At 64.3% G+C, this 25,287-nt stretch carries 21 protein-coding genes and 1 pseudogene; 11 read left to right on the top strand and 11 right to left on the bottom strand.

The window, feature by feature from the left end; genetic code table 11:
• Positions 1–351 precede the first annotated feature (351 nt).
• A complete protein-coding gene (locus OHA42_RS19045; RefSeq protein ID WP_406238883.1) occupies positions 352–1,641 on the bottom strand; it encodes an alpha/beta fold hydrolase in 1,290 nt (429 codons plus the stop codon).
• Between the two features lie 248 nt (positions 1,642–1,889).
• Positions 1,890–3,353 carry an MDR family MFS transporter gene (locus OHA42_RS19040; protein ID WP_406238882.1) on the bottom strand — a complete coding sequence of 488 codons (1,464 nt, stop codon included), beginning with the start codon at positions 3,351–3,353 and terminating at the stop codon, positions 1,890–1,892.
• A 790-nt stretch (positions 3,354–4,143) separates the two neighbouring features.
• On the opposite strand from OHA42_RS19040, the gene OHA42_RS19035 reads away from it, so the two are divergent.
• Positions 4,144–5,562, top strand: a complete 1,419-nt coding sequence (locus OHA42_RS19035) for an MFS transporter (RefSeq protein WP_406238881.1) — start codon at positions 4,144–4,146, stop codon at positions 5,560–5,562.
• Between the two features lie 380 nt (positions 5,563–5,942).
• On the opposite strand, the gene OHA42_RS19030 is transcribed toward OHA42_RS19035, so the two are convergent.
• On the bottom strand, positions 5,943–6,461 hold the full coding sequence (locus tag OHA42_RS19030; RefSeq protein WP_406238879.1) for a hypothetical protein: 519 nt from the start codon (positions 6,459–6,461) through the stop codon (positions 5,943–5,945).
• Positions 6,462–6,717: 256 nt separating this feature from the next.
• Between OHA42_RS19030 and OHA42_RS19025 the strand changes: the two genes are divergently transcribed.
• The 8 genes from OHA42_RS19025 (at position 6,718) to OHA42_RS18990 (ending at position 13,276) form a co-directional block, all read left to right on the top strand.
• Positions 6,718–7,146, top strand: coding sequence for a YidH family protein (locus tag OHA42_RS19025; protein ID WP_406238877.1), 429 nt, complete (start codon positions 6,718–6,720; stop codon positions 7,144–7,146).
• On the top strand, positions 7,143–7,454 hold the full coding sequence (locus OHA42_RS19020; RefSeq protein ID WP_406238875.1) for a DUF202 domain-containing protein: 312 nt from the start codon (positions 7,143–7,145) through the stop codon (positions 7,452–7,454). The genes OHA42_RS19025 and OHA42_RS19020 overlap by 4 nt, the downstream gene beginning before the upstream one ends.
• Positions 7,455–7,633: 179 nt before the next feature.
• On the top strand, positions 7,634–8,467 hold the full coding sequence (locus OHA42_RS19015) for a formylglycine-generating enzyme family protein (RefSeq protein WP_406238873.1): 834 nt from the start codon (positions 7,634–7,636) through the stop codon (positions 8,465–8,467).
• 41 nt (positions 8,468–8,508) lie between these two features.
• The gene (locus OHA42_RS19010) at positions 8,509–9,948 is read left to right on the top strand and encodes a sulfatase-like hydrolase/transferase (RefSeq protein WP_406238871.1); all 1,440 of its coding nucleotides are present in this window, start codon (positions 8,509–8,511) and stop codon (positions 9,946–9,948) included.
• 229 nt (positions 9,949–10,177) lie between these two features.
• A complete protein-coding gene (locus tag OHA42_RS19005) occupies positions 10,178–10,894 on the top strand; it encodes a DUF3159 domain-containing protein (protein WP_406238869.1) in 717 nt (238 codons plus the stop codon).
• Between the two features lie 56 nt (positions 10,895–10,950).
• Positions 10,951–11,274: a hypothetical protein gene (locus OHA42_RS19000; RefSeq protein WP_406238867.1), complete on the top strand. Its 324-nt coding sequence runs from the start codon at positions 10,951–10,953 to the stop codon at positions 11,272–11,274.
• Positions 11,275–11,463: 189 nt separating this feature from the next.
• The gene (locus OHA42_RS18995) at positions 11,464–12,069 is read left to right on the top strand and encodes a TetR/AcrR family transcriptional regulator (RefSeq protein ID WP_406238865.1); all 606 of its coding nucleotides are present in this window, start codon (positions 11,464–11,466) and stop codon (positions 12,067–12,069) included.
• A gap of 508 nt (positions 12,070–12,577) precedes the next feature.
• Complete coding sequence (locus tag OHA42_RS18990) at positions 12,578–13,276, top strand: hypothetical protein (RefSeq protein WP_406238863.1); 699 nt, start codon at positions 12,578–12,580, stop codon at positions 13,274–13,276.
• A gap of 399 nt (positions 13,277–13,675) precedes the next feature.
• Here the strand turns inward: OHA42_RS18990 and OHA42_RS18985 are convergent, their stop codons facing one another.
• Together OHA42_RS18985 and OHA42_RS18980 are read right to left on the bottom strand one after the other, a co-directional pair.
• A complete protein-coding gene (locus tag OHA42_RS18985; protein WP_406238861.1) occupies positions 13,676–14,581 on the bottom strand; it encodes an alpha/beta hydrolase in 906 nt (301 codons plus the stop codon).
• 110 nt (positions 14,582–14,691) lie between these two features.
• A complete protein-coding gene (locus OHA42_RS18980) occupies positions 14,692–16,224 on the bottom strand; it encodes an amino acid permease (RefSeq protein ID WP_406238860.1) in 1,533 nt (510 codons plus the stop codon).
• A gap of 308 nt (positions 16,225–16,532) precedes the next feature.
• On the opposite strand from OHA42_RS18980, the pseudogene OHA42_RS18975 reads away from it, so the two are divergent.
• Positions 16,533–16,732 (top strand): annotated as a pseudogene (locus OHA42_RS18975) (IS110 family transposase); the annotation flags it as partial.
• Positions 16,733–17,629: 897 nt separating this feature from the next.
• On the opposite strand, the gene OHA42_RS18970 reads toward OHA42_RS18975, so the two are convergent.
• The 5 genes from OHA42_RS18970 to OHA42_RS18950 all read right to left on the bottom strand — a co-directional run bounded on the left by OHA42_RS18970 (position 17,630) and on the right by OHA42_RS18950 (position 23,451).
• Entirely contained in the window at positions 17,630–18,547 is a 918-nt protein-coding gene (locus tag OHA42_RS18970; protein ID WP_406238858.1) for a hypothetical protein, read from the bottom strand.
• 614 nt (positions 18,548–19,161) lie between these two features.
• The gene (locus OHA42_RS18965) at positions 19,162–20,388 is read right to left on the bottom strand and encodes a diguanylate cyclase domain-containing protein (RefSeq protein ID WP_406238856.1); all 1,227 of its coding nucleotides are present in this window, start codon (positions 20,386–20,388) and stop codon (positions 19,162–19,164) included.
• 184 nt (positions 20,389–20,572) lie between these two features.
• Complete coding sequence (locus OHA42_RS18960; RefSeq protein WP_406238854.1) at positions 20,573–21,673, bottom strand: terpene synthase family protein; 1,101 nt, start codon at positions 21,671–21,673, stop codon at positions 20,573–20,575.
• Positions 21,674–22,042: 369 nt separating this feature from the next.
• Positions 22,043–23,080 (bottom strand): acyl-CoA thioesterase, encoded by a 1,038-nt coding sequence (locus OHA42_RS18955; RefSeq protein ID WP_406238853.1) that lies wholly within the window; start codon positions 23,078–23,080, stop codon positions 22,043–22,045.
• A gap of 134 nt (positions 23,081–23,214) precedes the next feature.
• Positions 23,215–23,451 carry a hypothetical protein gene (locus tag OHA42_RS18950; protein WP_406238851.1) on the bottom strand — a complete coding sequence of 79 codons (237 nt, stop codon included), beginning with the start codon at positions 23,449–23,451 and terminating at the stop codon, positions 23,215–23,217.
• An 18-nt stretch (positions 23,452–23,469) separates the two neighbouring features.
• On the opposite strand from OHA42_RS18950, the gene OHA42_RS18945 reads away from it, so the two are divergent.
• A complete protein-coding gene (locus OHA42_RS18945) occupies positions 23,470–24,126 on the top strand; it encodes a hypothetical protein (RefSeq protein ID WP_406238849.1) in 657 nt (218 codons plus the stop codon).
• Between the two features lie 127 nt (positions 24,127–24,253).
• Here the strand turns inward: OHA42_RS18945 and OHA42_RS18940 are convergent, their stop codons facing one another.
• A complete protein-coding gene (locus OHA42_RS18940) occupies positions 24,254–25,267 on the bottom strand; it encodes a TIGR03617 family F420-dependent LLM class oxidoreductase (protein WP_406238847.1) in 1,014 nt (337 codons plus the stop codon).
• Between the last annotated feature and the right edge of the window lie 20 nt (positions 25,268–25,287).

The following is a 25,287-nucleotide window of genomic DNA, read 5'->3' as shown; positions in this document are numbered from 1 at the left end:
CACGCTTCGGCATCTCTAGCGGCCGAGCACGGCGCTGCACAGGATGTGCCCGGCTCGCCGGGGCCGTGGCCGGAACGCCAGGTTGGTCGCTACCGGGTCGCGGCGGGCGCACTCCGGCCACGAAAATCCGATACGGCCGCACTGGCTTCCGGCGGGCGCGGATCGTGCTTCTCGCTGTCGATCGGCTCGGTCCACCTGCTGCGGGTCGGCTCACAGGCCGACCCGCCACCCTGCATCGTGCACAGATCACCCACACTCAGGTGCGACGAGCCCGACAACGCGCGCGCATACACCGGACGCCGTGGATCCGATCGGAGTCCCCACGACACCGGAATTGCTGTGCGCCGGAAACTACGGCAATGCACCACAGTTGGATGGCGCTGGGACACCCGCCAGACGATCGGTGATCCATTGTTGCGAGGCCGCCAGCGACGGAAAAAAGGCCACCACGTGGGTGCCGACGACTCCGGAGAACGGGGGAATGTCCGCATTCGACTCCAGCTGAACTGGCACACCACGACTGCACCAGCTGGCGGCCATGTCCCGAATTGGCGTGTACGGCGCACCCTCGTCGTTCCTGGCCGAGGCGATCAATACGGGAACAGACGGGGTGAGCCCGCCGACACGCTGCTCGTCGAATGCCGCTTTCAACACCGGGGACTGATCGATCACGTCGATGAGTGGTTGTCCGCTGGCGGTCCACTGGGATGTGTACTGATGGGCCTGGGCCAGCCCAACCGGCACGGCGCATTTGTTCTGAGAGTCATCCAGGATCGCCTTACCGATGTCGTTGAGTTCAGCATCGAGCACCGGTCGGGTGTTGGGATAGTTGGCGGCGATGCCGTTGAGAATCCATGCGTAGGTGGGTGCGACGGAGGGTCGGCCGTCGTTGTACCCGATGAAATACTCGTCATCCACCACCGGCCCCCCGATGTACGCGCCGCGCACATTCAGATCTGGAGCGTAGCTCGATTGCAGCTCGGCAGCGCCTGCGGAGGCCATACCGCCCTGGGAGTACCCGTAGAGAATGACCGGTGAATTGGGGTTCAGGCTGCTCGGCAACCGCAATGCGGCACGCGCGGAATCCAGCACCGCGTGGGCTTGTGCCTTCCGGTTGAGATAGTCGTGAATATCGGGCGTGCCGAGGCCGTGGTAATCGGTCACCACTACCGCCATGCCACGCGACAGCAGGGAGAAGAGCCCTACCACGTCGTACTCGAAGATCACGTCGAGCGGCGGCTGGAAATGGACGAGATCCGGCAACAACTTCGAAGGCGCACACTGATCGCCCTGCCCCTTCGTGCCGACCCCGTACGCGATCAGCGGGCGCTCCCCCGGGCCGGTCCACGGCACGGCCGGCTCCAGATACGTGCCCACCACAGCGGTCGGCGCGTCCTGAGCATCGCTGCTGAGGTACATCATGCGTGTCGCCATCGCCGGGATTATTCCGGGCTGTCCGGGGGCCGACAGCGCCACCGGCGCCGGTTCGGTCCGGATGATGGTGCCCGGGTCTCCCGGCGGAAGCGGCACCGGCGGCAGGTAGAAGCCGCTGGCCTCCACGGCCGGAAGCATCCACGGGTCGGCTGCGGAAAACGCCCCGCTACCGGCCGCGATGAAAGCTCCGGTCACAACTGCGGTCAAGCTGAGTATTCGACTCCTCACGAATCAATCCCTTCCTTCGATGGGGGATAGCCATGACTTCGAGAATCGGATACCGAGACTAGCTGCCTTAGAGCCCCCAGCCAGGCACAACGCGCCTCATGTTGATCACGACCGCATCGTCGGGCAACCATCAGCCGCTTTCGGGCTCCCGATACACGGGCCGGCGATGGCGAAGCCCCTGGCGCGCGCAGCAGGGCAGCCAGGGGCTCCGTCGTGCCGAATCGAGGTCAGCCCTTGACCAGTTCGGGGGCCGCCGCCTCGGGCTCGCCGGCCGCTTCCGGGGCGGCTGCCCGGCTCGGCAGGAGCACTGCCATGGCAATCACGATCAGCGCCAAGGCGGCGGAGACGACGAAGGCCAGGCGCATACCGTCGAGGTGGGCGGTGACAGGGTCGGTGCCGTCGGCGACGAGCTTGGTGCTGCGGGCCGACATCACCGTCACCACCAGGGCGGTGCCGAAGGCCGCGGCGACCTGCTGCAGGGTGCCGAGCATGGAACTGCCGTGCGAGTACAGGTGCTGTGGGAGAGCACCGAGGCCGAGAGTGAAGACCGGGGTGAAGGTTGCCGCCAGCGACACCATCAGCAGCATGTGCAGGGCGATCAGCTGCCAGTACGGCATGGTCATCGAGATTTGGGTGAACCCGGCCAGCGACGCGGTGATCCCGATCGACCCTGGAATCACCAGCAAGCGTCCGCCGAACCGGTCGAACACGCGCCCGACGGTCGGTCCGAGTAGACCCATCGCCAACCCACCCGGCATCACCAGCAGGCCGGTCTGCAATGGGCTCAGGCCACGCAGGTTCTGCAGATACAACGGCAGCAGGATCATCGATCCGAGCATCGCCATGAACGCGATCGACATCAGCACCAACGCCTTCGAATAGGTGCCGGACCGCAAGACCCGCAGATCCAGCAGCGGGGTGCCGGTACGCTGCATGCGCAACTGACGGAACACGAACGCGGCGATGAGAGCCGAGCCCGCGGCGACGATCAGTGCCGGGCTGGTGAGGTTGCTGCTCTCGAACCGGCTGAGCCCGAATACCAGCCCACCGAATCCGAGTGCGGCCAGCACCACGCTGGCCGAGTCGATCGCCCCGGCCTGCGGTTCACCGATGTTCTCCAGCCGGCGCAACCCCAGCCAGGTAACTACCCCCGTGATCGGCAGCACCAGCACGAAAAGCCAACGCCACGAACCGATCTGCAACACCAACCCGGAAACCACAGGTCCCAGCGCGGGCGCCACCGAAATGGCAAGGGTGACATTGCCCATCACCCGTCCGCGGTCCTGCTCGGGCACGACGGTCATCAGCGTGGTCATCAGCAGCGGCATCATCACCGCGGTGCCGCCGGCCTGGATGATCCGCCCGAGCAGCAGCACCGCGAACGACGGCGCGACGGCCGACAGCGCGGTACCAGCCAAGAAGACCCCCATCGCCACGGCATACGCCTGCCGGGTCGACACCCGCTGCAGGAACCAGCCGGTGGTCGGGATGACGGCCGCCATCGTGAGCATGAACGCGGTGGACACCCACTGCGCCGCTCGTTCGGTGACCGCGAGGTCCTCCATCAGACGCGGAATCGCGTTGATCATGATGGTCTCGTTCAGGATCACCACGAAGGTCGCGAGTACGAGCACCCGGATGACGGTCGGTGTCCGCCTTCCCGAGGCGGGAGCGGATAGTTCGGCGGGCATCGGATACCTCCGGAGGATGGTGCGTTGGCAGGAATATGTGTGGCCCGTTGCCGAGTCACCGGATCGCGTCCCGGCGCCACAGTGGTTGAGACGGAATCGGCCACTCGAACTCATCGGGCGCGCGTCAGTATTGCGGTCGGCACCGACATCTCTCACCCGATTTTCCCGCCCATCGACCCGCGAGCTACCCGGAAAGTACTGGTCAGCAGCCAATCTCACAGGTGCCGATATCGAATCGTGAGCCTGGTCACGTACCCCTGGGTGGCGTCGGCGCCACGCCACCCTGCCCATGACCTCCCCGCCGCCACCGGGTACGGGCAAACTCGGCGCAAGTTAGATGTCACTGCGCGTCATGTTTTGTTGTGCCATCATCTATTGGCACGCTATGTAACGAGTCGATGGTTACGCCGTCCCGGCGCGACCTGAGTTCCTACGGTCGGGGCGGTGAAGCGCGTTGCCAATGCGGGTATCGAGACTGCAGTCCAGGCCTTTCGACGGACTCGCGCGGACCGGTCGAAGCGACCGATACGGAAATCCGTTGCCGGACTCGATGTTCGACGCCGACCCGAACGTTCTCCCGGCAACTCCGGCCGAACGGTTCGATGCACGGCCGGATCAGCCAGGCGGCAGCGAATATCCCCCTCTCAGCACCTCGGGCCGATGTCGGCCGGGGAACCAACCAATCTCCAAAGATTGAGGTGATCACGAAATGTCAAGGCCACCTGTGGAAGTCGTTCGAAGCCTGGTCCCTGCTCGAATGGATCGGCTGCCGTGGACGAGATTTCACTCGTTGATAGTCATCGGACTCGGGGTGTCCTGGATCCTGGACGGGCTCGAGATCCAGATCGTCAGCAGCATGGGTGGTGTGTTGGAGAGCCCGAGCACCCTGCACCTCACCAGCGGGCAGGTCGGCGGGGCCGCATCGTGGTATCTGGCCGGACAGGTGGTCGGCGCACTGGTCTTCGGCAGAATCACCGACAAACTCGGACGCAAGAAACTCTTCATCCTGACGTTGGCGATCTATCTCGTCGGCAGCGGATTGGCCGGCCTGTCGTGGAGCGCCTGGTCGCTGTACTTCTTCCGTTTCATTGCCGGCACCGGGATCGGTGGCGAGTACACGGCAATCAATTCGGCGATCGATGAGATCATGCCCTCGAAATACCGAGGGCGAGTCGACATCGCCATCAACGGTACTTATTGGGGTGGAGCCGCATTGGGTGCGGCGGCCAGTCTGGTTCTCTTCAATGAAGACATCGTCCCGCTGCACTGGGGCTGGCGGATCGGCTTCTTCATCGGCCCGGTTCTCGGCCTGATCATCATCTTCTTGCGCCGCCAGGTACCGGAGAGCCCGCGATGGCTCCTCACACACGGTCGGGCCGCCGAAGCCGAACGAACCGTAGATGAGATCGAGGAACGCATCCGAAGCCGAGGTGTCGAACTGCCCCCGGTCGACGAAAGCAAGGCCTTGGACATCGTCGACGCGGGCCGGCTCTCTTATCTGCAGATGGCTCGTATCTTCTTCGGCAAGTATCCCTCCCGGTCTCTCCTCGGGTTCACGATGATGGCCACGCAGGCATTCTTGTACAACTCGATCTTCTTCACTCAAGGCATGGTGCTGATCTACTTCTACGACGTGCCGCTCGACCACACCGGGTACTACTTCTTCCCGTTCGCGGTCGGCAACCTGATCGGACCGTTGGTACTCGGGCCACTTTTCGACAGCATCGGACGCCGAAAAATGATCTGTGCCACCTACGTTGGCTCCGGCACACTTCTTCTCATCTCGGCCTGGGCGTTCAATGCGGGACTACTGAATGCCGTCACCCAGACCGCACTCTGGTGTGTCATCTTCTTCTTTGCCTCAGCGGGGGCATCCTCGGCCTATCTCACCGTCAGCGAGATCTTCCCGTTGGAGCTGCGCGGCCAAGCCATCTCGTTCTTCTTCGCGATCGCACAGGGCACCGGCGGTGTGGTCGCACCGTACTTCTTCAGTCGGCTGATCGGCGGCGCCGACAATGTCGACCTGGACCGGCTCCCACTGACCTGGGGGTACATAATCGGCGCCGGAACGATGGTCATCGGCGGCCTGGTCGCCTGGCGCTTCGGTGTCGACGCCGAAGGTAAATCGCTGGAGGACATCGCCGATCCGCTGAGCGCAGCACGCGGCGCCGACGAACAATCGACGCCGGAACCAACCCGATCTATCTGACGCAGTTGCCGAGCCGGCGGTGGGTGCCACAAGCCCGCCGCCGCTCACGCCAGTTCCCTGCCCGGCGGGATCGAGACTCCACACGCCGCGCTGTCCGGATCACCGCCCGCAACGGCAGGCTCACCGATGCTCCGATTGGGTTCGGTGACGACGTGGTCAGCACACGAAAGCAGATCGAAGCAACAGGCGGTGTACTGGAATTCGGTCCGACCGACGGTGACCGTGAAGTCACCGCCGTGTGCCTGCGAGCAGCACAACGAGCAGCATCGCCAGACAGATTGTCCATCTGCGGACGCGGCGGGATAGGTGGCGACGAAACAACATGCCACTGAGCATGTCGGCGCGCAGGCGCACACGGAAGCGGCAGATAGGCTTTCGACTCATGGCAGCAACCGATTCCGCACACCGATCGGGCGAATTGGCCACACGCTGCGGCCTGCTTCGGTGATGGTGAAGGTGTGGTCCGCGCCGTCGTTGGCGGTGCGACGAGTACACGACTGCCGTCCGGGTTTTCGAATGCGACGCCCTCGAGGCCGCAGTGGTAGCCGGAGACCGGTGTAGTGATGCAGGTGCTCGGTGTGATGGAGGCGATCCGCTTCATCGCGCAGCCCGGTGGGCAGCTCATTGCGCAGCAGGTACGCCGATGTCGCGGTCATGGCCACCCCGAAACCCGCTGTCAGAGCTTGGCCTTTCGCACCGGTCTCGATGTCGATCCGCTCGCCGACCGTCGCGGACCCGCCCGCAAACCTCAGATCGGGTTGTCGCGCAAGCGTTGTGCGCAAATCATGCGAGGTGAGGTGGACCGAAATCTCCTCGGTGCTCGCCGCAATGGCCTGCAGTGCTTGCAGATTGGCGGCAACGAGAATTGCGACGGAACCGACGAGGGCGCCCGCGGCCAAGACGCGGTGCGTAGCTCAGGCAAGTTCATGTAGGTCCTCGGCTTCGTGATGCGCTGCTGAGGTGCACCGGTCGCGAGCGAGCATACCGAGTGTTAGGTCTGCCAGTGATCGAAATATTGCCAAATGCCACCCGGACCGCCATCGACAGTCGAACGTTTATGGACACTACGTCCAATCATGGGCATAGTGTCTATTATCGGTTTGCTGTGATCGACACCCGACCCAGCGCGACCATCACGGACAGGGATATCCAGGCATGCGCGTTGACGACATCGACCACGACTCGGGCATCGGTTTCACCGGTGCACCGCGCGCCGTTTCTTCGGTGACCACCCCCGCGCCCACCGATGCCAACGATGTCGAGGTGTTGGACTACCGATTCAGCCTGGCCAACGAACGCACCTTTCTGGCATGGATCCGCACCGCACTGGGCTTACTGGCCGGCGGGGTGGCAGTGCAGACACTGGCCGAGCAGTTCTCGACCTCGTCGCTGCGGCGGGCCACCGCAGGTGGATGCGCTCTGCTCGCCCTGCTGATCGCCGCCGTCGCCCACCGACACTGGCGGCGCGTGGAAGCCGCGATGCGCCGCGGTGACCCATTGCCAGGCTCGGCAATGGTCCCGCTGCTGGCGATCGGCGTTATCGCTATCGCCACGATCGCCACCGTGGCGGTGATGGTGGCGTGAACGCTGTGATGGCCGCCGATGCCGGACTGGCGGTGGAACGCACCGCGCTGTCGTGGCGGCGTACCGCACTGTCGGCCGTTGTCGCGGCCATCGTGCTGGCTCATGCCGCCGCGACAACCCACACCTGGCTCAGCGCTGCACCCGGGTTCGGCGCCGCCATCGCGCTGGTGATCGTCGCGGCGACTTGTTATCGGCGCAACCAGACATTGCGCGCCCGCCACCGCGCCGACATCGGCGTGGTCACCGCCTGGGTCGCCGCCGCCGTCGCGATGGTGGCAGGTCCGGCCTTGACGATCGGCGTGGCGTGATGAACCCGACCGCGGCTCGAGGAAGGACCCCGACAGTGGATCAACTTGCCGTCTCCACAGTGCCCAGCACGGTGCACCAGACCGGAAGCTGTTGCACGCCGGCCCGCGGCGGTGCTTCTGCCACAACAGATTCGGCAGCCCCCCGTCCTCTCACGACAGCACGCCGCGACCCGCTGCCGATGGTGGCATTGACCGGCGGCCAGTTCTGGATGGGCAGCATCGACTCCGACGCCGTGCCCGCCGATGGCGAGGGCCCGGTGCGCCTGGTGCGGGTGCTTGGATTCCAGCTCGCCGCGCACGCGGTCACCAACACCGAGTTCGCCGAATTCGTCGCCGACACCGGCTATCTCAGCGACGCCGAGCGTTTCGGCTGGTCGTTCGTCTTCGCCGGATTCCTCCCCGCCGCGCTACGGCGCGCTGCGCGCCGCCCACCATCGGCACCGTGGTGGTGCGCGGTGGCGGGCGCGTCCTGGTCGGCCCCGGAAGGTCCGGGCAGTGGCCTCGCCGATCGGTTGCAGCATCCAGTGGTGCATGTGTCCTGGCGCGATGCCGAGGCCTACTGCGCCTGGGCCGGTGCGCGGCTGCCTACCGAAGCCGAATGGGAATACGCCGCCCGCGGCGGCCTGGAGCGCGCCCGCTATCCCTGGGGTGACGAGCTGAACCCCGGTGGGGAATACCGGTGCAACATCTGGCAGGGCAGCTTCCCCACTCGCAACACCGCCGCCGACGGGTACTGCGGCACAGCACCGGTAGATGCGTTCGTGCCCAACGGATTCGGCCTGCACAACATGGTCGGCAACGTGTGGGAATGGTGCGCGGACTCCTGGCACACCGATCACGGTCATGGCCTGTCGATCGCCCCTCGCGACCCCGCCGACGGCACGACGAAAGTGCTGCGCGGTGGGTCATATCTGTGCCACGACAGCTACTGCAACCGCTACCGCGTCGCCGCCCGCACACACAACACCCCCGACTCCACCAGTGGCAACACCGGATTCCGCGTTGCCCGCTGATCCGCGCGGCCACCTCGCCGCGCAGAAAGTAGAGGATATCGATGTCTGACACCCCACCCAATGTGCTGGTGATCATGTCCGATCAACACAACCCGAAAATTCTTGGTGCTGATGGTAATCCGCTGGTCCAGACGCCCAATATGGATGCTCTGGCCGCGCGTGGCACCCGCTTCGACAACGCCTACTGCGCCAGCCCCATCTGTGTGCCCTCCCGTGCGTCGGTCGCCACCGGGCTGTACCCGCACCAAACCGGATACTGGGACAACGCCATCGCCTACGACGGTCTGGTCGAAAGTTGGGGCCACGAGTTGCAGCGCGCCGGGCGGCGGGTCGAATCGATCGGGAAACTGCACTACCGCAACGCTGAGGACCCTACCGGGTTCGACCACCAGCACCTGCCAATGCACCTCAAAGACGGCATCGGACAGGTCTGGGGGTCGGTCCGCGATCCACTACCGCGCCGTGACAACGCACCGCTCATGGTCAGCATGTCCGGTGGCGCCGACAGCGACTACACCCGCTATGACGCCGCGGTCACCGACCGCACCTGCGCTTGGCTCGAGGATCAGGCCAACCACGCCGAGCCGTGGGTGCTCTACTCCGGGCTACTTGCTCCGCACTTTCCCTACTTCGCTCCCCCGCAATTCTTCGACCTCTACGACCCCGCCGAGATGCCGACCCCGACTATGCGTCCCGAGCACGGGCACCCGCGACATCCGTGGGTGGAAACCTTCGCCGGTGTCCTGCCCGGCCTCGACAACGCCAATACCGAGGAAGAGCGCCGCCGCGCGGCCGCCGCCTACTTCGGTCTGGTCAGCTACCTCGACCACAATGTAGGACGTATCCTCGCCGCCCTGACAGCCAGCGGGCAAGCCGAAAACACCATGGTTGTGTACACCAGCGACCACGGGGACATGGTCGGCAGCCGCGGTCTGTGGGGGAAATCGCTGATGTATTCCGAGTCCGCCGGTGTCCCGCTGATCATGGCCGGCCCCGGAGTGGCCCGAGGCGCGGTCTGCCGAACCCCGGCCAGCCTCATCGACCTGTATCCGACAATTCTCGACGCCGCCGCGGTCACCCCCACGGGTACGCCGCGTCCGGGCCGGTCATTGCTCGAACTCGCCGCCGCTGACACCGACCATGAGCGAGTCGTGTTCAGCGAGTATCACGCGATGGGCGCAACCAGTGCGGCGTATCTGATTCGCAAGGGCGACTTCGTGTTACACCACTATCTCGGTTACGCGCCCGAGCTCTATGACGTGGCCGCCGACCCGGACCAAGCCCACGACCTGGCCGGGCGCCCCGATTATGCCGGGGTATCGGCCGATCTGGAGCGCGAGCTCGAGCGCATCCTCGACCCGGCTACCGTCGACAAACGCGCCAAAGCCGACCAGGCCGCGCTGGTCGACCGCTTCGGCGGCCCCGCCGCGGCCGCTGCGGTGGGCACGCCCGGCGAGACGCCACCACCTGCGCTCACCTGACCCCCTGCTCCACCCGATCTCCGCGGTCAGGCAGCTGGAACTGCACTGGAGGACACCATCATTCGCGGTGTCGGACACGAAATCCGGCTATACGTCCGCGGCGCTCACCGCGCGAGACCCGCACACCGGGCAGGAAAGTCGCAAAGACGTGACCTCGATACCCGGCCGCTGCGCCACCTGACAGACCCGAACCCTCCACCCCGGCACGATCATCAAAGGCGCTGAACCCGTGAACAATCCACCTCCGGTCGAAAACCACGCCGACCGCGACCGCCCAACCGTAGCCATGTCCGACTCGCTCACCAGCGCAAAAGGTACCCGCCCCGGTGCCGCCGAGCTCGTGGCCAAAATCCGCGATATGGGCGGCAGTCGACACCTCATCGACGGTGCGACACCGATCCTCGGTTACGTCGTCGGGTTTCAACTGCACGGCATTCTGACCGGGATCGCCGTCGCGACGGTGATCGCGCTCATGGTGGCGGCCGTGCGGTTGCGCCACGGTGACCGCGCGCTCGTGGTCGGTGTCTCTACCGCGCTGGTGCTGGTGTTCTCGGCGATGGCCGCGGCCACCGGCGAGGGTCGCGATTTCTTCCTGCCACCGCTGATTCTCTATGCGGTGCTCAGCGTCGTGTTCGGCATCACCTTGTGCACCGGCACACCTGCGACTCTGCCGATCTGCCGCAGGATCCGCTTCGAACCCACCGAGGCAGGTAGCCCGGCCGCACGGCGGGCGCTGCACCGCCGTGTCACTTTCGCGTGGCTCGCGTTCTGCCTGGCGCACCTGGTGGTGACGGTGCCGATCTACCTGATGAACAACGTCGTACTACTGGGCAGCGTTGCACTGATCCTCAACAAACCCATGCTCGTCGCCGCTCTCGCCGGGACCTGGGTATGGGTGCGCCATGGTGCGCGCACCACCTCCGAACCCGCACCACCATCCGAATAGCCCCCACCATTGCGCGTGGGCGTTCCCACCCGGTGCCCGTCGAGAAGAGAATATCCATGCATCTATCCGCCGCGAGCCTGGCATGGACCGAACAAGGCCACCACGTGACCGTCGGTGATATGCGAGTCTTCGTGCACGATCGCGGCAACCGCGACCGGCCGACAGTCATCCTCATCCACGGCTTCCCCACCTCGAGTTTCTTTTTCATCGGCCAAGGCCTGGACACCAACATCATCACCCCGCAAACCCTGCGCTACGCGGCAACTCTCACCACCAACCGCCAACCAGTTGCCTTCCACGCGTACCCCACCGACCACTCCGGCACAGTCAACGCCTCACTCGTCGACTCGGTCCCCTTCGTCCAGAAGTTGTTCGCCTGAAACAACCCCGGACCCGCTATGCGTCGTGTGTGCGACTTCCACAGGGGTCCGGAGAGGCCAGCCCGGCGCTCAAATCGGCCGGGCTGCTGCCGACGTCATGAATGCTATTGGGCAACAAGTCCACATTCGGCCAGGGTGTCGACCAAGGCTATGCTTGCTCGTGACGGCTCCGTACATAGAGAGGCCACCGTGCCAGTCGAAGATCGCCGCGTCCGCCGCAGCCGACGCGCCCTGCGCGACTCCATGGTGTCGCTCGTCCTCGAACGCGGCTACGCGAATGTGACCGTCGAAGACATCACCGACCGAGCCGACCTCGGACGGGCCACCTTCTACACCCACTACACCGATAAAGACGACCTCCTCAACAACGTCGTCACCGATCTGATCGAGGATCTTCAGGAACGGCTGCGCCCCTTGATCCCCGCGTCATCAGCAGGGTTCACCGGCAAGCCGGTACTCGAACTGTTCCGGCACGCCGCCGAGGAACGCGACACCTATCGCGTGATCCTGCGCGGCGAAGGAGATGGACGCGCGCTGCGCCGATTCATCGACGACCGCACCGCCGCCGCCGCACAGGTCTTCGCCGCGCGTGCCGAGGCACACGGGACTGCACCCAAGATCGATGTCGAGATACTCGCGCGCGCATGGGTGGGCGAACAAGTCGCCGTGCTGCAGTGGTGGCTCGAAACCGATCCGCCACCGATGCAGCCCGAACAAGTCACCGACATGCTGCTCGATTTGTCACTACGAGGCAGATACTGGGCCTCCGGATTCGAGGGCGAAGCACCCGCTTAGCCTGCGGACCGACCACCTTTTCCGCTGCCGCACCATGCACTGTCCTCGTCTGACGCCCTGGCACGGCGGATCTTCGACACTACTGGCGTGCAACCCACTGTTGCCGATCCATGGTCCAGCTGAGTCGAACAACCGTGTTTCCAGTACAGCGATGACTCACGTCGACATTCACTTACGTTTTTAGACGTCCTGTCTGTTATTGGTCTCACAATTCAGTTATGGTGTTAGTGTCATCACATGCGAGACCGGAGCATGGGCCCGATCCCGGCCCCCGATCTCGCTCGGCAACCCAGGTACGTCGCGATGTGCACCTACCTCGGCGATGGGCCCACCGGCCACATCGAGCATGACCGCCCGGCGGCACCCCGCCCGGTAGCGAAGCGCCGCCAACACCCCACCGCTCGTGTGTCCGAACCAAAAGCGCACGGCACCAGCTCCTCTGAGAGATCACGGGCGCTCGCCCGAATATTCGCCCCACCAGGGGAGCTCGAAAATAGAAGGAAGCACGATGAGGAAGACCATCACCGCATGCGCGTTCATCGCGGCCACGACCGTCGCGATGGCAACCGCCGCAGCGCAACCCGCTCCCGACCAGGCGACCGTCGGGTACAGCGCGACGACCACCGAGACCGGCATCGTGATCTCCACCGATGCCGGATCCCTTGCCGCCGAAGACGGGGTGTTCACCGTGCAGGCCGCTGATGGGCGCGTACTCGCCGGCACCGAATTGTCGTTCCGGGTCGATGACTTCCTGTTCCCGATCGAAGCCGCCATCTCCGGGCAAACCGCAACTCTCACACCGAAATTCGATGCGGCGCACGCCAACTACCAACCCGTCGCGCTGCCGTTCGAGTCCCAGGCACCGTGGAAGACCGAGTACGAGCGCGAACAAGCAGCCTGGAACCGCATGGCCACCACCATGCAGATGGGCGGCACCATCGGCACCGCTGTCGGCGCGATCGGCGGGGCTGCCGTTGGTTGCCTACTAGGCGGCATCGCCGGGGCCACCATCGCTTCGGCCGCCATCATCGGCCTCTTCGGCGCCTTCATCCCCGCCGCGGCCATCGGATGCATCGGCGGGATGCTCGCCATCGGACCGCTTGGCACCATCGCGGGCGCACTACTGATCTCCGCACCCATCGCCATCATGGCCGCCGCCCAGTACTTCACCACCATCAACCAACCCAGCCCCAACCCCGCCAAATAGGGCGGCGCCCACCAGGGCGATTCACCCTGGCCGATGCCTCTCCTCCGAACCCGAGTCGTGTCCGGTCGACTGCCGGCGCCGGAGGAGTAGGCACGGCCGTGCGAAGGTGGACGATGGTGTCGAACCGGTTCTCTCACCGTTGATTTCGAGATGACCGACAGGCCCATCCGCTGCCGATCGGATCACCTCGCCCACCACGGGATATGCCTATTTCACGACAACAGGCATGGTGCTGATGCCAGCCGTTCGAATCAGCTGACGAAGGCATGGGCCGGTTGCGCTCGAGCTGCCGGACGCGTCAGTGAGTCGCACTTCCCAATCGGCGGTACGGGCGCAATTGATACGTCATTGCCCAGTCCGACTAAAAGTGAGTGCCCGCATGCCGACCCGGGGCAAGTGCTATTCGCTCAGCTTCGTGAGCAGGAAATCCCTGGCGACGCAGGATGCTTGCTGGAACTGCTCCTCGTACACAGCGAAGTGGGTGCCCGGGATCAGCGACAGTTGTTTGGGTTCCAGCGCCTCGGCGTAGCTCTGCAGAGCGATATCGCTGGGCGTCAAGGTGTCCTGATCAGCGATCACCATCAGCAGTGGCGTCGGGGACACGCGGCGCAGGAACGCTTCCGGGGTGTAGGACTGGAACTTATCGACGCTGGAGAGGGTGACCTCGTTGCGCCAGGTAGGGACCTGCGGGCCGTTGGCCATCAACCAGTTGTAGACCTCGATACCAGGCATAGCGACGAGTTCGATGGGATCATCGGAGGCCGCCTTGATCGTCTCGTGCGGTTTACCGGAAGCGCGGGCTCGGCGGTCCGCGGCGATGGCCGCGTGGACGGTAGGCAGCATGATAGAGGGGACCAGGCTGCGGAAGTTGGCCCAGCCGTTGGTGATCGGCACCTGCGAGACGACGGCGCGCACGCGCCGGTCGGTCGCCGCGACGACCAAGACGTGGCCGCCGGCGTAGCTGGTTCCCCAGATGCCGATGCGTTCCGGGTCGATGCCGTCCAGGGTCTGGGCGAAGGTGATCGCATCGCGGTAGCCCTCGATCTGGGCGGTGGGGTCGACCTCGTAGCGGGGTTCACCATCGGAGGTCCCGAACCCGGGGTGGTCGTAGACAAGACAGGCCAGGCCAGCGGCGCTGAACACTTCGGCAAACGGCGCGACCCATTCCTTGACGCCCGCGAAGCCGTGTGTCATCACCACCAGCGGGGTGCTGCCCGACGTCCGTTCCGGCCGGTAGAGCCAGCCCCGCAAGGTTACTGCGCCACTGGTGAATTCGACATCGACGCGCATCGCGATCCTTTCCATGACATCCGTCCTGCAATCAATCTACGGCGTGCGCGGTGTGACCACTCATGGTCGCGACGCGAATCTGCTCCCAGAGCATCGCGACGCCCTGGGAGCAGTCCACCCCGCCGCTATTCGCGTTCGTTGTGAACCATGACCTGATCGCTCGCCTCGTGATCAGGCGACGGACGCTCGGCGAGCACCGGGAACTGACCGGTGTAACCCTCACGCTGCAGCGCGATGCTCGCTACCCGCTTGCGGGCGAGGAACCAGCCGACGACCAGCATCGGAACCACGACGACGCCCACCGCAATCACCGCGCCACGCTGCAACTCGTCATCACTGAATGCCATCAGCGCGACCACCGTCGCCAGGAACACCAGCGTCGCGTAGCTCGTGTAGGGCGCACCCATCAGCCGGAACTTCGGCCGCTCCACCTTGCCGTCACGCGCCCAGCGCCACAACTGCAACTGGCAGACCACGATGGCCGTCCACGCCACAATGGTGCCCAGCGCCGACATGTTCAGCACAATCTCGAATGCTTTATCGGGCACCACCACGTTCAAGCCGACACCGAACAACGCGATCGCACCGGTCGCCAGAATCCCGACATAGGGCACACCGCCGCTGGACATCCGCGAAGCGATAGCAGGCGCACTACCGTTCATCGACATCGACCGCAGAATCCGGCCGGTCGAATACAAACCGGCGTTCAAGCTGGAGAACGCCGCAGTCAGCACGACCATATTCATGACCGAACCCGCGCCGTCGACACCGATCCGCGAGAAGAAGGTGACAAACGGGCTCTCGCCGGACTTGAAAGCGGTGTAGGGCAGCAGCAGCCCGAGCAGCACCAGCGAACCCACGTAGAACAGCGCGATGCGTGCGATGACGGAGTTGATCGCCCGCGGCATGATCTTCTCCGGGTTCTCCGTCTCGCCGGCTGCCGTCCCGACCAATTCGACGGCGGCGTAGGCGAATACGACACCCGTGGTGACCAGTACCAAAGGCAGGATGCCGCTGGGGAACAAGCCGCCACTATCGGCGATCACCTGTGGGCCGGTGTGCTCGCCCTTGATCGTGAATCGGCCCGCGAGGAAGATCGTGCCGACAATCAGAAAGGTCACCAGAGTGACGACCTTGATCATCGCGGCCCAGAACTCCAGTTCACCGAACCACTTGACCGACACCATATTGATGCTGACCACCAACGCCAGCGCAACCAGTGCGATCAGCCACTGCGGAATCGCCTCGAAAGCTCCCCAGAAGTGGACATACGTGGCGATGGCCGTGATGTCCACGATCCCGGTCATACACCACTGGAAGAAGTACATCCACCCGACCGTGAAAGCCAGTTTCTCACCATAGAACTCACGAGCGTAGGAGACGAACGACCCCGAGGAGGGGCGATGCAGCACCAACTCGCCGAGCGCGCGCAGGATGAAGAACACGAACACGCCACAGACGGCGTACACCAGAAACAGCCCGGGCCCTGCGTTGGCCAGTCTGCCGCCCGAACCCAGGAATAGGCCGGTGCCGATGGCGCCACCGATCGCGATCATTTGTACCTGACGGGGACGAAGCGACTTGTGGTAGCCAGCGTCCTCGTCGTGCAGCGTATTTACGGGCCCCGACACCTCCGAGGGAGGTCGAACTGTGGTCATGGCCAAAACCCCTCACATTACGACGATTGTGTCGCCGATTAACGTGCCACCAAGTAACGGCACAGTGGAGGTAATGTACCGCTGCACAACGGCACGATCAATAGGAACGGGCCGATTCGACTGCCCCAATCCGGCCATGCAATTAGTTGCCACGTCATATTGAATTGATCCCATCATTTCGGTCGCAAAACGGACTCGCGGATTCGAATTGCAAACCAACCGGGATGTTCTTAATTCGCCACCCACGAACAGGCTGTGAGGACGGCGCCTAACCCGGTACGTCGTTGGTGTTGCGGGACAACGACATCGTCCTGGCGATCTGGCCCCGTTGCGGCGGACCAGCCGGGATCAGGGCTGCCGGAAAACGAAAACTGACCACGATCGCGACCCCGCACCGCGGACGGGCGCTCGCCCGGTCGAGGAAATCCTGGCCACGCTCCGACAACAGTCGGTCACCCGGCTCCAACGCCGCCGAGATCGTCCGCCGAAACTCGCCGATTCCCGAAAACGGTTCCGCGGCAACGGCAAAGCATCCCGCGATACTTCACTCCATGACGTCGATGCACGTTGTCGATGTCACGCGACAGCGAACCCATCCTCCAGATATGCCGTCGCACCCGCAGCACGAGCCCGGCGCCCTGCTGCCACGCGCCGAGCCAACACGTCCGGAAGTCGCTTTGCGGCCTCGCACGTCATCACACCACGCCCAGCTTCGAAGCTCTTCCGCCTGAAGGGCTATCGCCGCCGTCGATCGGCGCTGAGCACTCCACCGTCATAGACCAGCATCACCCCATCGCTGGGATACAGACCAGGAGGAACCAATCCACCACCAAGAGGGGCCGAGCCCACCGCGACTACTCGCCCGCGATCGAATCGACCGATCCTCTGGGGACGATCGGCCATTGCCTCGTCGACCAGCCTGTGGGACATGGGCGTGTCCGAGCACATTGAATACTAGGTAGCCAGACCATTGCGATCGACTTACCTTTGGAGTGCCTTTGCGGTGTAATCAGTTGCAGGAGCGCTAAATTCATGTCTTCTGACCGCGCAGAACCTGATGCCGACCCCATAGGTGTCAATCCGAGTCCACGCGAACTCACCCACTGATCACAGCGTCGATGATGAAAAGCGTTCTCGACGCCTGGATTCAGATTTCGTCGCCGAGGTCGTCAGAATCTACTGTGGCGGAGATTTGTCGCACTACACAGCAACACGGAAGACTCGAAACATCCTGCAATGCTTCATTTTACAGGTCGGATGACGATGACCGAGATGAAGTAGAGGCTGGCCGGTCCGACCTACTACGTCCAAGGGACAGCCAAAACATTTGACGGCGCCGGACCTGCGTCCGCAATGCGTCCACAGTGGCGTCCGACGCCGTCAACCCAACTCACAAATTGTCTGGTCAGCTCACGTCGTTCACGTTCGCCAACACCAATTCGACTCCCCTACGTCGAAAACGAAGACCTTGAATACCTTCGTAATTCACGCTGCCGTGCGGTTCGAGCTCTCCCACCCACTGCGGGTGAAGCACCATTTCACGATCATGGTGGCCGGCCACGACGATCTTGATCGGCAGTGGGTTCGCAGCTGCCCGCGCGGCGGTGCCCAACCCGTCGGACACGGTGTAGCCGGCCGACTCGAGCAGGTCGAGCGATACAGCGACGCGAGGATCGATGGAGCTCTCCGGCCCACGCTCTTCGGTGAAACCAGGCTCACCGAACTCTTCTCGGGATGACGGCGTCGGCAAGTATGAGGAATCGGCATTCGGGTCATTCACCACAGTGATGCGGATTCGATTCCGAAACTCGACGATGGCGAGAGTGGCCGCGGCGGCCGCGGCGAGACCGCAGATCAATGCAGGAGTCTTCATCGCGGCGCTGGCGACCTGTTGTGCCGCCTCGGGGTTCGATCCCTCGCCGCCACCGAAGAAATTCCGCAGAATGCTGCCGAGTCCGGTGGCCATCGCGTCGCTGTGTTTGGTCATGTCACGCAGCGCCGGCGCTTGGCCGTTGAGATACAGCACCGCCGCCAGGACGAACAGCGCTGTTGCCACGCTGGCGCCGGCCATGAGGCACGACAACGCCTCGATACGCACGACCAGGTACAGCATCGCGGCGAATAGGGTGATCACTGCGGTGATGGCGGCCAGCATGCCCCAGGTACCGCTGATGGAAATATGGTTGGCGGGCGCGTACCCGAGAGTATTGAGCTCGGGTACGGAGCCGTCGATCCGGCCGAAGGCGTTGGCGTGCAGGTCCCCCGCCGGCCCCGTCGCCGAGAGCCAAGGCTGAAAAAGGAACACAAAGGTGAGCAGGCTCAACGCCGCGATACACCAACATTTCCAACCAGATCGAGACCCAGAACCCTGCGGCCCAACGTATTTGAATTGTTCTGAAGTTGAAGTTGCCATTATTTGGATATCGACCTTTTGGATCTTTCGTTTTCGCTTGTAGCGAATGGAGTGGAGCGAGTTGCGCTCCTCGATGAACCAGCACGAATGCACAGTTCTAATAAACTGCCGGATGATCTTCGTCGACCATCGACAGGTATAGAGGTTATGGCCGAACGTGTCTGCAGGTCAACGTGATTTGGATCCCAAGGAGACCCAGGACACAGCATTCTCGAGCGCCTGAAGCATTCAGGTCGGTTGACCAAATATTGACGTGTTTGCCGAATTACCCTTGCTTCGAACAGTTTTCGGCAGATCGAGAAATCACCGACGCAGTGTCGTGCCGACCTCGGGCACCGAGCCTTTCCGGGTAGCGGCGGCGTTGCGGTGCGGTGGTGCGGCCATGCTCGACGTGGAGCAGGACGAGTGCTGAGCGCCGATCTGGTAGGGGAACAGGCTGATTCGCCGCAGCGCCGTGCACCTGGCCTTCAACAGCGAGTTCCCGCGCTCGCCGACCGCGCGTCTGCGGTAGGAGATGCCGGCGCTCAGGTCAAAGCTTGCAGGGTGTGCAACACCCAGTGCCCTTTTCCGCTGGTCTTGGCGTAATAGAGGCTGGCGTCGGCAGCGTCGAGGAGGGATTCGGCATTGGCGCCGACGATCGGTGTCACCACCGCCCCGATGCTGGCTGCCACCTGCAACTGTTGGCCATCGATGGTGATCGGGTCGGAGAACACCGACAAGAGTTTTTCTGAGATCACCGTGATCTGGGCGGCGGTGGCAGGCGGCGGGACCAAGACGACGAATTCGTCGCCACCTAGTCGGGAGACCAGGCAGTCGTGTTCACTGAGCCCGTCATTCAGGCGGGCCGCCACCGCCGTCAGGACCTTGTCCCCCGTGCCATGTCCGAAGCGGTCGTTGACATTTTTGAAGTGGTCCAGATCGGCGAAGCACAATCCGGCCCGGTCGCCGTCCGCTGCGGTCGTGATGAGTTCGTCGATGCGTTCGAGTAGGTAACGCCGGTTCGGTAGGCCGGTCAGCGGATCGTGCCTGGCCTGCCTGCGTAGTTCGTCCTCGAGCCGATGCTGCTCGGTCACGTCGGCTCCGATGGCCAGCAGATAGTCGGGCTGGCCGCCGTTGCCCTTCACATACGAGATGGCGAACGACATCCACCCCACGCTGCCGTCGGCGCGCACCAAGCGCCGGTCCAGCGAAACGGTGCCCTCCCCCGCCGGCACCAGCTTTTCGTACAGCAGCGTCCGGATATCGTCCTGGTCATCGGGATGGGCGAAGTCGTAGACCGAGATCCCGCGTAGCGCGTCCACCGGGACGCCGATCATGTCGGCCAGTCCTCGGTTGGCTTCCAGCAGCTTTCCGTCGGTGTCACCGATGGCGATGGCGATGGTCGTGTTCTCGAACAGGATACGAAACCGCGCATCCCGTTCGTCACGGTCGGCTCTATCGAACCCCCGCTCGAGCGGCGAACTCCCGACATCGCGCGCCCGGTCCAGCTCCTGCTGGTGGCCCTGACCCAGCGCGGCCAACAGCCCGACGAGTCGCTGTCCGGCGTCGGGTCGGGCACTGCGGTCGGCCAGCTGGTACAAAACCTGCGCCGATACGGCGGGCACCTGCTGGTCGTCCAATTGCGCGGTTGCCAGCGCCGCCCCGACCCGGGCGCCCACAGTCACGTCGAAGGGATCGACATCCACCGCGGTCGCGAGATCGTCGATCATGCCGGCCAACAATTGAAGTCCTCGGCCGTCCAATGCAGGCATGTCGCTCGCCTTGGCAAGTGCTTGCCACCAGGTTCGAGCCATTACCGCACTCTTGCTGTCGTCCACCCCAACCCTTCGATACGTCGCACCATTCGACCACCCCTCGCCGCAGACGGTGATCCGTTCACCAGACGATAGCCCGATTCGACACAGTATCGCGTGAAAGTTCCGAGCACGGTAACAATCATGCGAGCCGGTTTTCGGCGAAGACCGATTCGCCCTTGTATCGCATGGTGGCGAGCTGCCATACCCAGGTGGCCTGCACGCACCCGAGCAGATCCTGCACGTGCGCCGACACCGGCTCGGCGACGATCGGGTCGGTATGGGCGCACACCCGGTCGATCCGGGCGCGGACCAGGCGGAACTCGGTTATCCGGTCGCGCACGATGTGCGCGGCGGCATGCACGGCGTCGGACAGGCCGACTCCGGGCGTGTTCAACAGACACACCGGGATCAGATTGAAATCGGCGCGGTCCCAGATGCATTCCTTCTCGAAGGAGAACACGTCGTTCATCAGCGCCCCGATCTCCACGGTCAACCGCTGCAACCGCCGCAGGTCGACCTCGAGTCCGGCGGCACGCACCCGCTCCCAGCGCAGATACTCGTCGCGGCCGAATTCGCACAGCGCGATCGCCGGGTACATACCCGACACATGCGCACGCAATTCGATGTAGTCGACGACCGTCAGCAGGTCACCGCGCGCACGGGCGTTTTGATCCCGGATCGCTGGTCGCAAATGATCGACAGTGGAATCCAGAAACCGAGCCAGCCAGTCCGTGTCGGCCTGCCGGTCGGCCAACGCCAGGAATTCGGCGGTCGCCGCCTCCACCGCACTCGGATCCGCTGCGGCACGCCGTGTCTCGATCAAGTCGCACAGCCGTTCCACCGTCACACGAGCCTGTCGCTGTTCGGCGTCGGTGAGGTGGGCAAACTTCTCCCGGCCGACAGTATCGTTGAGCCAGAACAAGATTGCGTTGTAGATCCCGATGATCGTCATCCGCTCGGCGGTGACGGCGTGCGGATGCAGATAGGGCGTCATGCTGTTGTAGTGCGCGCCCCCGGCCTCCAGCCAGATACCGCGCCGGGTGCAGAACTCTTCCACATCCGCGCAGGCGCTCTCTCCGAACGGATTCGGCGCGAAACCCCGGCAGAAGTCGACGATGTCACAGTCGGACGTGCTGAACAACTCCCGCAGCGACCAGACCGGCTGGGCCCGAAGCAACGTCACATACTCGGCCCGCATCGTGGCGAGCCGCTCCTCGACCACCAGCGTGTACTCGCCCACCACAAACTCCCTCCCCGACCACACTCCGCCACAACTCAACAGCGATATCGACAGCGCGCCGGGCCGAATCGGCCACCGGCCGTGGTTCGGTCCCCGAATGGTAAACGATCGCGATCCAGATAGCTCAGCTGTGCCCGCACCCGCTCAGCTACCACGGCGCACCACCACCGCATCCTCGTATTTTCGGTCAGCCGCAACAGCCATGATTGCGCTCAGCGCCCAAGCCCGGGCGAGAACCGCCAGCCGTCAAGGGGCAGCGTTACGACTTGATGGGGGGTAGTTGCAGCATCACCCAGGTGTCGGGCCGTTGATGATTCGTCTGAAACTCGAGCGGTTCGGTCACCGCTACGCATTCCGGCCCGACACGAGTCAGCCCGGCATAGGAGCGCGGAAGTGGCTGGGTTCGGCATCGGCCGGCATATCGCTCGCCGAGGTGAACGGCTCGACCTGGGCACGCAGGTCGACGAGGTGCCGGGCATGCGCCTCGAGCGACCGATCCTCCTCGGAAACCGGCGCCCATTGCCGGACCGGCCGCGCTTTTCCGCTGCCGTCGACCGCGACCACCACAGCGAGGCCATGCGCCGCGAGCACGGGTCTATCGGAGTGGGTGTCCGTCGATGTCACGTGCACACTGACGTGCATGCTGCGTGGCCCGGTATGAATCAGCCGAGCGGTGACCTCGACGATGTGGCCGATGACGATCGGCTGATAGAAGCGGATCCCGCCGAAGTAGGACGTAATCACATGCTGCCCGGCCCAATCGGCTCCGCAGACGTAGGCCGCCTCGTCGATCCACCCCATTGTGCGGCCACCGTGCACCTTGCCGCCCCAATTGATATCCGAAGGGGCCGCCAGGAACCGCAGTGTGGCGCTCGGCGCGGTGCCCTCGGCAGTGTAGTGCTGGGCAGCCATGGCCTCCTCGATCCGCTTCCGCACCGAAATCCTGGCCCGCGCCTGCCGATGTCGCTGTAGCTCGAGAATTGTGGTCGGATCCCATTGCGGTACCGCCACGGACTGTCGGTTGTCATCGATTGCGACGAAGATCGTCAGGCACTGCGCCGTTTGCACCGGCCGCTTCCGGGTCGGATCGGTCGAATAGACGCTGACGAGGATATGCATGCTCGTGCGACCGGTATGGACGAGGTTCGCGTGCAGCTCGACCAGCTCACCGACCGCGATCGGCCGGTCGAGGTGGATGTTCCCGACGTAGGCGGTCACGCAGTAGCACCCGCTCCACTGGGCCGCCGCCGCGTAGGCGACCTTGTCGATCCATTCGAGCAGCTTGCCGCCGTCGACCGATCCTCCGATTCCGGCGTCGACGGGTTTGACGAGAAAACGGTGGATCGCCTCGGAGCGTCTGCCGGACGCTGCCTGGCTCGGGACGGAGTCGAAGGTAGTGGCGCTCACAGCCAGCCGATCTATTCAGGTATGCGGATACACGGTCCCGACTCCGTTGTCATCCGAGGAGAATAGGTACCCACGACGCTACGGGCGAGTAGCAGGCCGCCGACCATCGCGGCCCCGGCGCTGCCCGACTGTGGTCAGCGCCCGAACAAACGTCGGATGGGCGCGCGGATACCGGAGGCGTCCCGCGGTGCCGAAGTGGTGGTTTCGACGGCCGCCTGGGCCGACGTCGCCTGGGCGAATCGCACGTGCAGCTGTTCGCGGACCTGGTCCGGGGTGTAGGCACGGCGCCGGCGTTCGGCACGCACAATCACCACACCGGTGGCGACCACACCGGCCGCACCCGCCAATCCCACTGCCTTCCACCACCTCATACCGCATAGGCTACGGCCATGACGGGTACGGGCATCAGTCTCGACCGAGCGCTCGAGCTCACCAGAACTGGCGACATCTGGCTGTTCCGTGGGCATTCGGCAGCCGACCGGGCGATCCGGATGACGACGAACAGTCCGGTGAACCATGTCGGCATGTCCGTGGTGATCGACGATCTGCCCGCGCTGATCTGGCATGCGGAGCTCGGCCGATCGCTGCCGGACATGTGGTCGGGAGTCGCGCACCGTGGCGTCCAGCTACACAATCTGCGTGATGCAGTGCTGGTGTGGGCGCACCGTTACGGTCAGCAGGCGTGGCTACGCCAGTTGAACCGTCCGGTCACCCGAGAGATGGAGGACAGCCTGCTGCGCACCGTCGCCCGACTCGACGGAACCCCGTTCCCATCCACCGCCGGTCTCGCCGGGCGCTGGCTACGCGGCCGGGCGCGCCTCCCGCGCCGCAAGCCGCGCCAGGTAACGGCCCAAAAATTGGAGAACGCGTACTGCGCGGAGATCGTGGCCGCGACATACCAGGCGATGGGACTGCTACCGCAGCACCGCAGCCCCAATTGGTATGACCCGGGACGATTCTGGAGCGGAGACAGGCTCCAGCTGGGCGGCGGCTACGAGCTGGGTGGCGAAATAGCCGTGGCGGCACCGGTCGGCACGAACTCCTGACCACCATCGCCGATGCCCGGTGTAATGCATGCCTGCGGGCGGTATCATGCTCGAAGACGTTCTGCTGGAGCGCTTTCCGTGCCACGATATCGCCGGCGGGTGGGCCGGCCCGAGCGCCGCGAAACACCTACAACTCCCGCAGCAATTCCGCCAGCAACACCGGGTCGGCTTGGTAGGGCGTACTGAATCCGAGCCGCTCGACAATCCCGTCGTACCGCTCATGCAGCTGCGCCGCGGCTCGGGCGGGGTCGGTGACAGTTAGTGCCACAGCGTCGAGGAATGGATCGTCGACCAGGTCGGTCATCTGATCCCATTCCCCTTTTTTGGACATGCCCTTCAGACGGGGGCCCAACTCCGCGCGGTCGTGGAGTTCGAGAATCGGCCAGTACGCCGGTGTCGATCCGTAAAAGGCCAGCTGCTTTCGGATCGCCTGCCTGGCCGCGGCCCTCTCGCTATCGGACCTACCTATCGCGATCATCGCGGAATGATGAATCACGATGTCGTCCAATGATTTCCGTGCGCGCTGTGCTCCTTGTTCCAAAGCGGGAAGGGTTACTTCGCGCAGGAATTTCGGCGTGCAGAACGGATGCGACATGAATCCGTCGGCCACCTCTCCAGCGACCGTCGTCATCTGCGGTCCCACGCCCGCGAGGTAGATGGGCGGCGGACCAAAACCCTCGACCTCAGCAGGAGCCGGCATGAACAGCGGCGGCATCAGCGTGTGCTGATAGAACTCACCGCGGTAGTCGAGTCGACCGCCCTGCTGCCAGCTGTCCCAGATGGCCCGCACGGCCAGCACCATGTCACGCATGCGGTTGGCCGGCTGACTCCACGGCATCGAGTAGCGGCGGGTGATATGAGCTCGGATCTGGCTGCCGAGGCCCAGTACGAACCGGCCTCGGGAGAACGCCTGCAGATCCCATGCGATGGTGGCCAGTAACAGCGGATTACGGGCAAACGCCACCGCGATCGAGGTGCCCAGTTCGACCCGATCGGTGTGTTCGGCGGCAAGCAATAGCGGCAGGAACGGGTCGTGCGCACCTTCGAACGTCCAAATTCCGGCATATCCTGCTGCCTCTGCGGCGGCGGCGTCCGCGCCCATCGTGCTGAGTCCGCCGGTCAGAGTTGTGTCGATTTTCAAAGTAATACGAATCCCGTCGC

The organism is Nocardia sp. NBC_01009 (genome assembly GCF_045208035.1).
Classification (GTDB): domain Bacteria; phylum Actinomycetota; class Actinomycetes; order Mycobacteriales; family Mycobacteriaceae; genus Nocardia.
The sequence above is the reverse complement of the archived record's forward strand: the minus strand, read 5'-3'. Positions and strand labels throughout refer to the sequence as shown.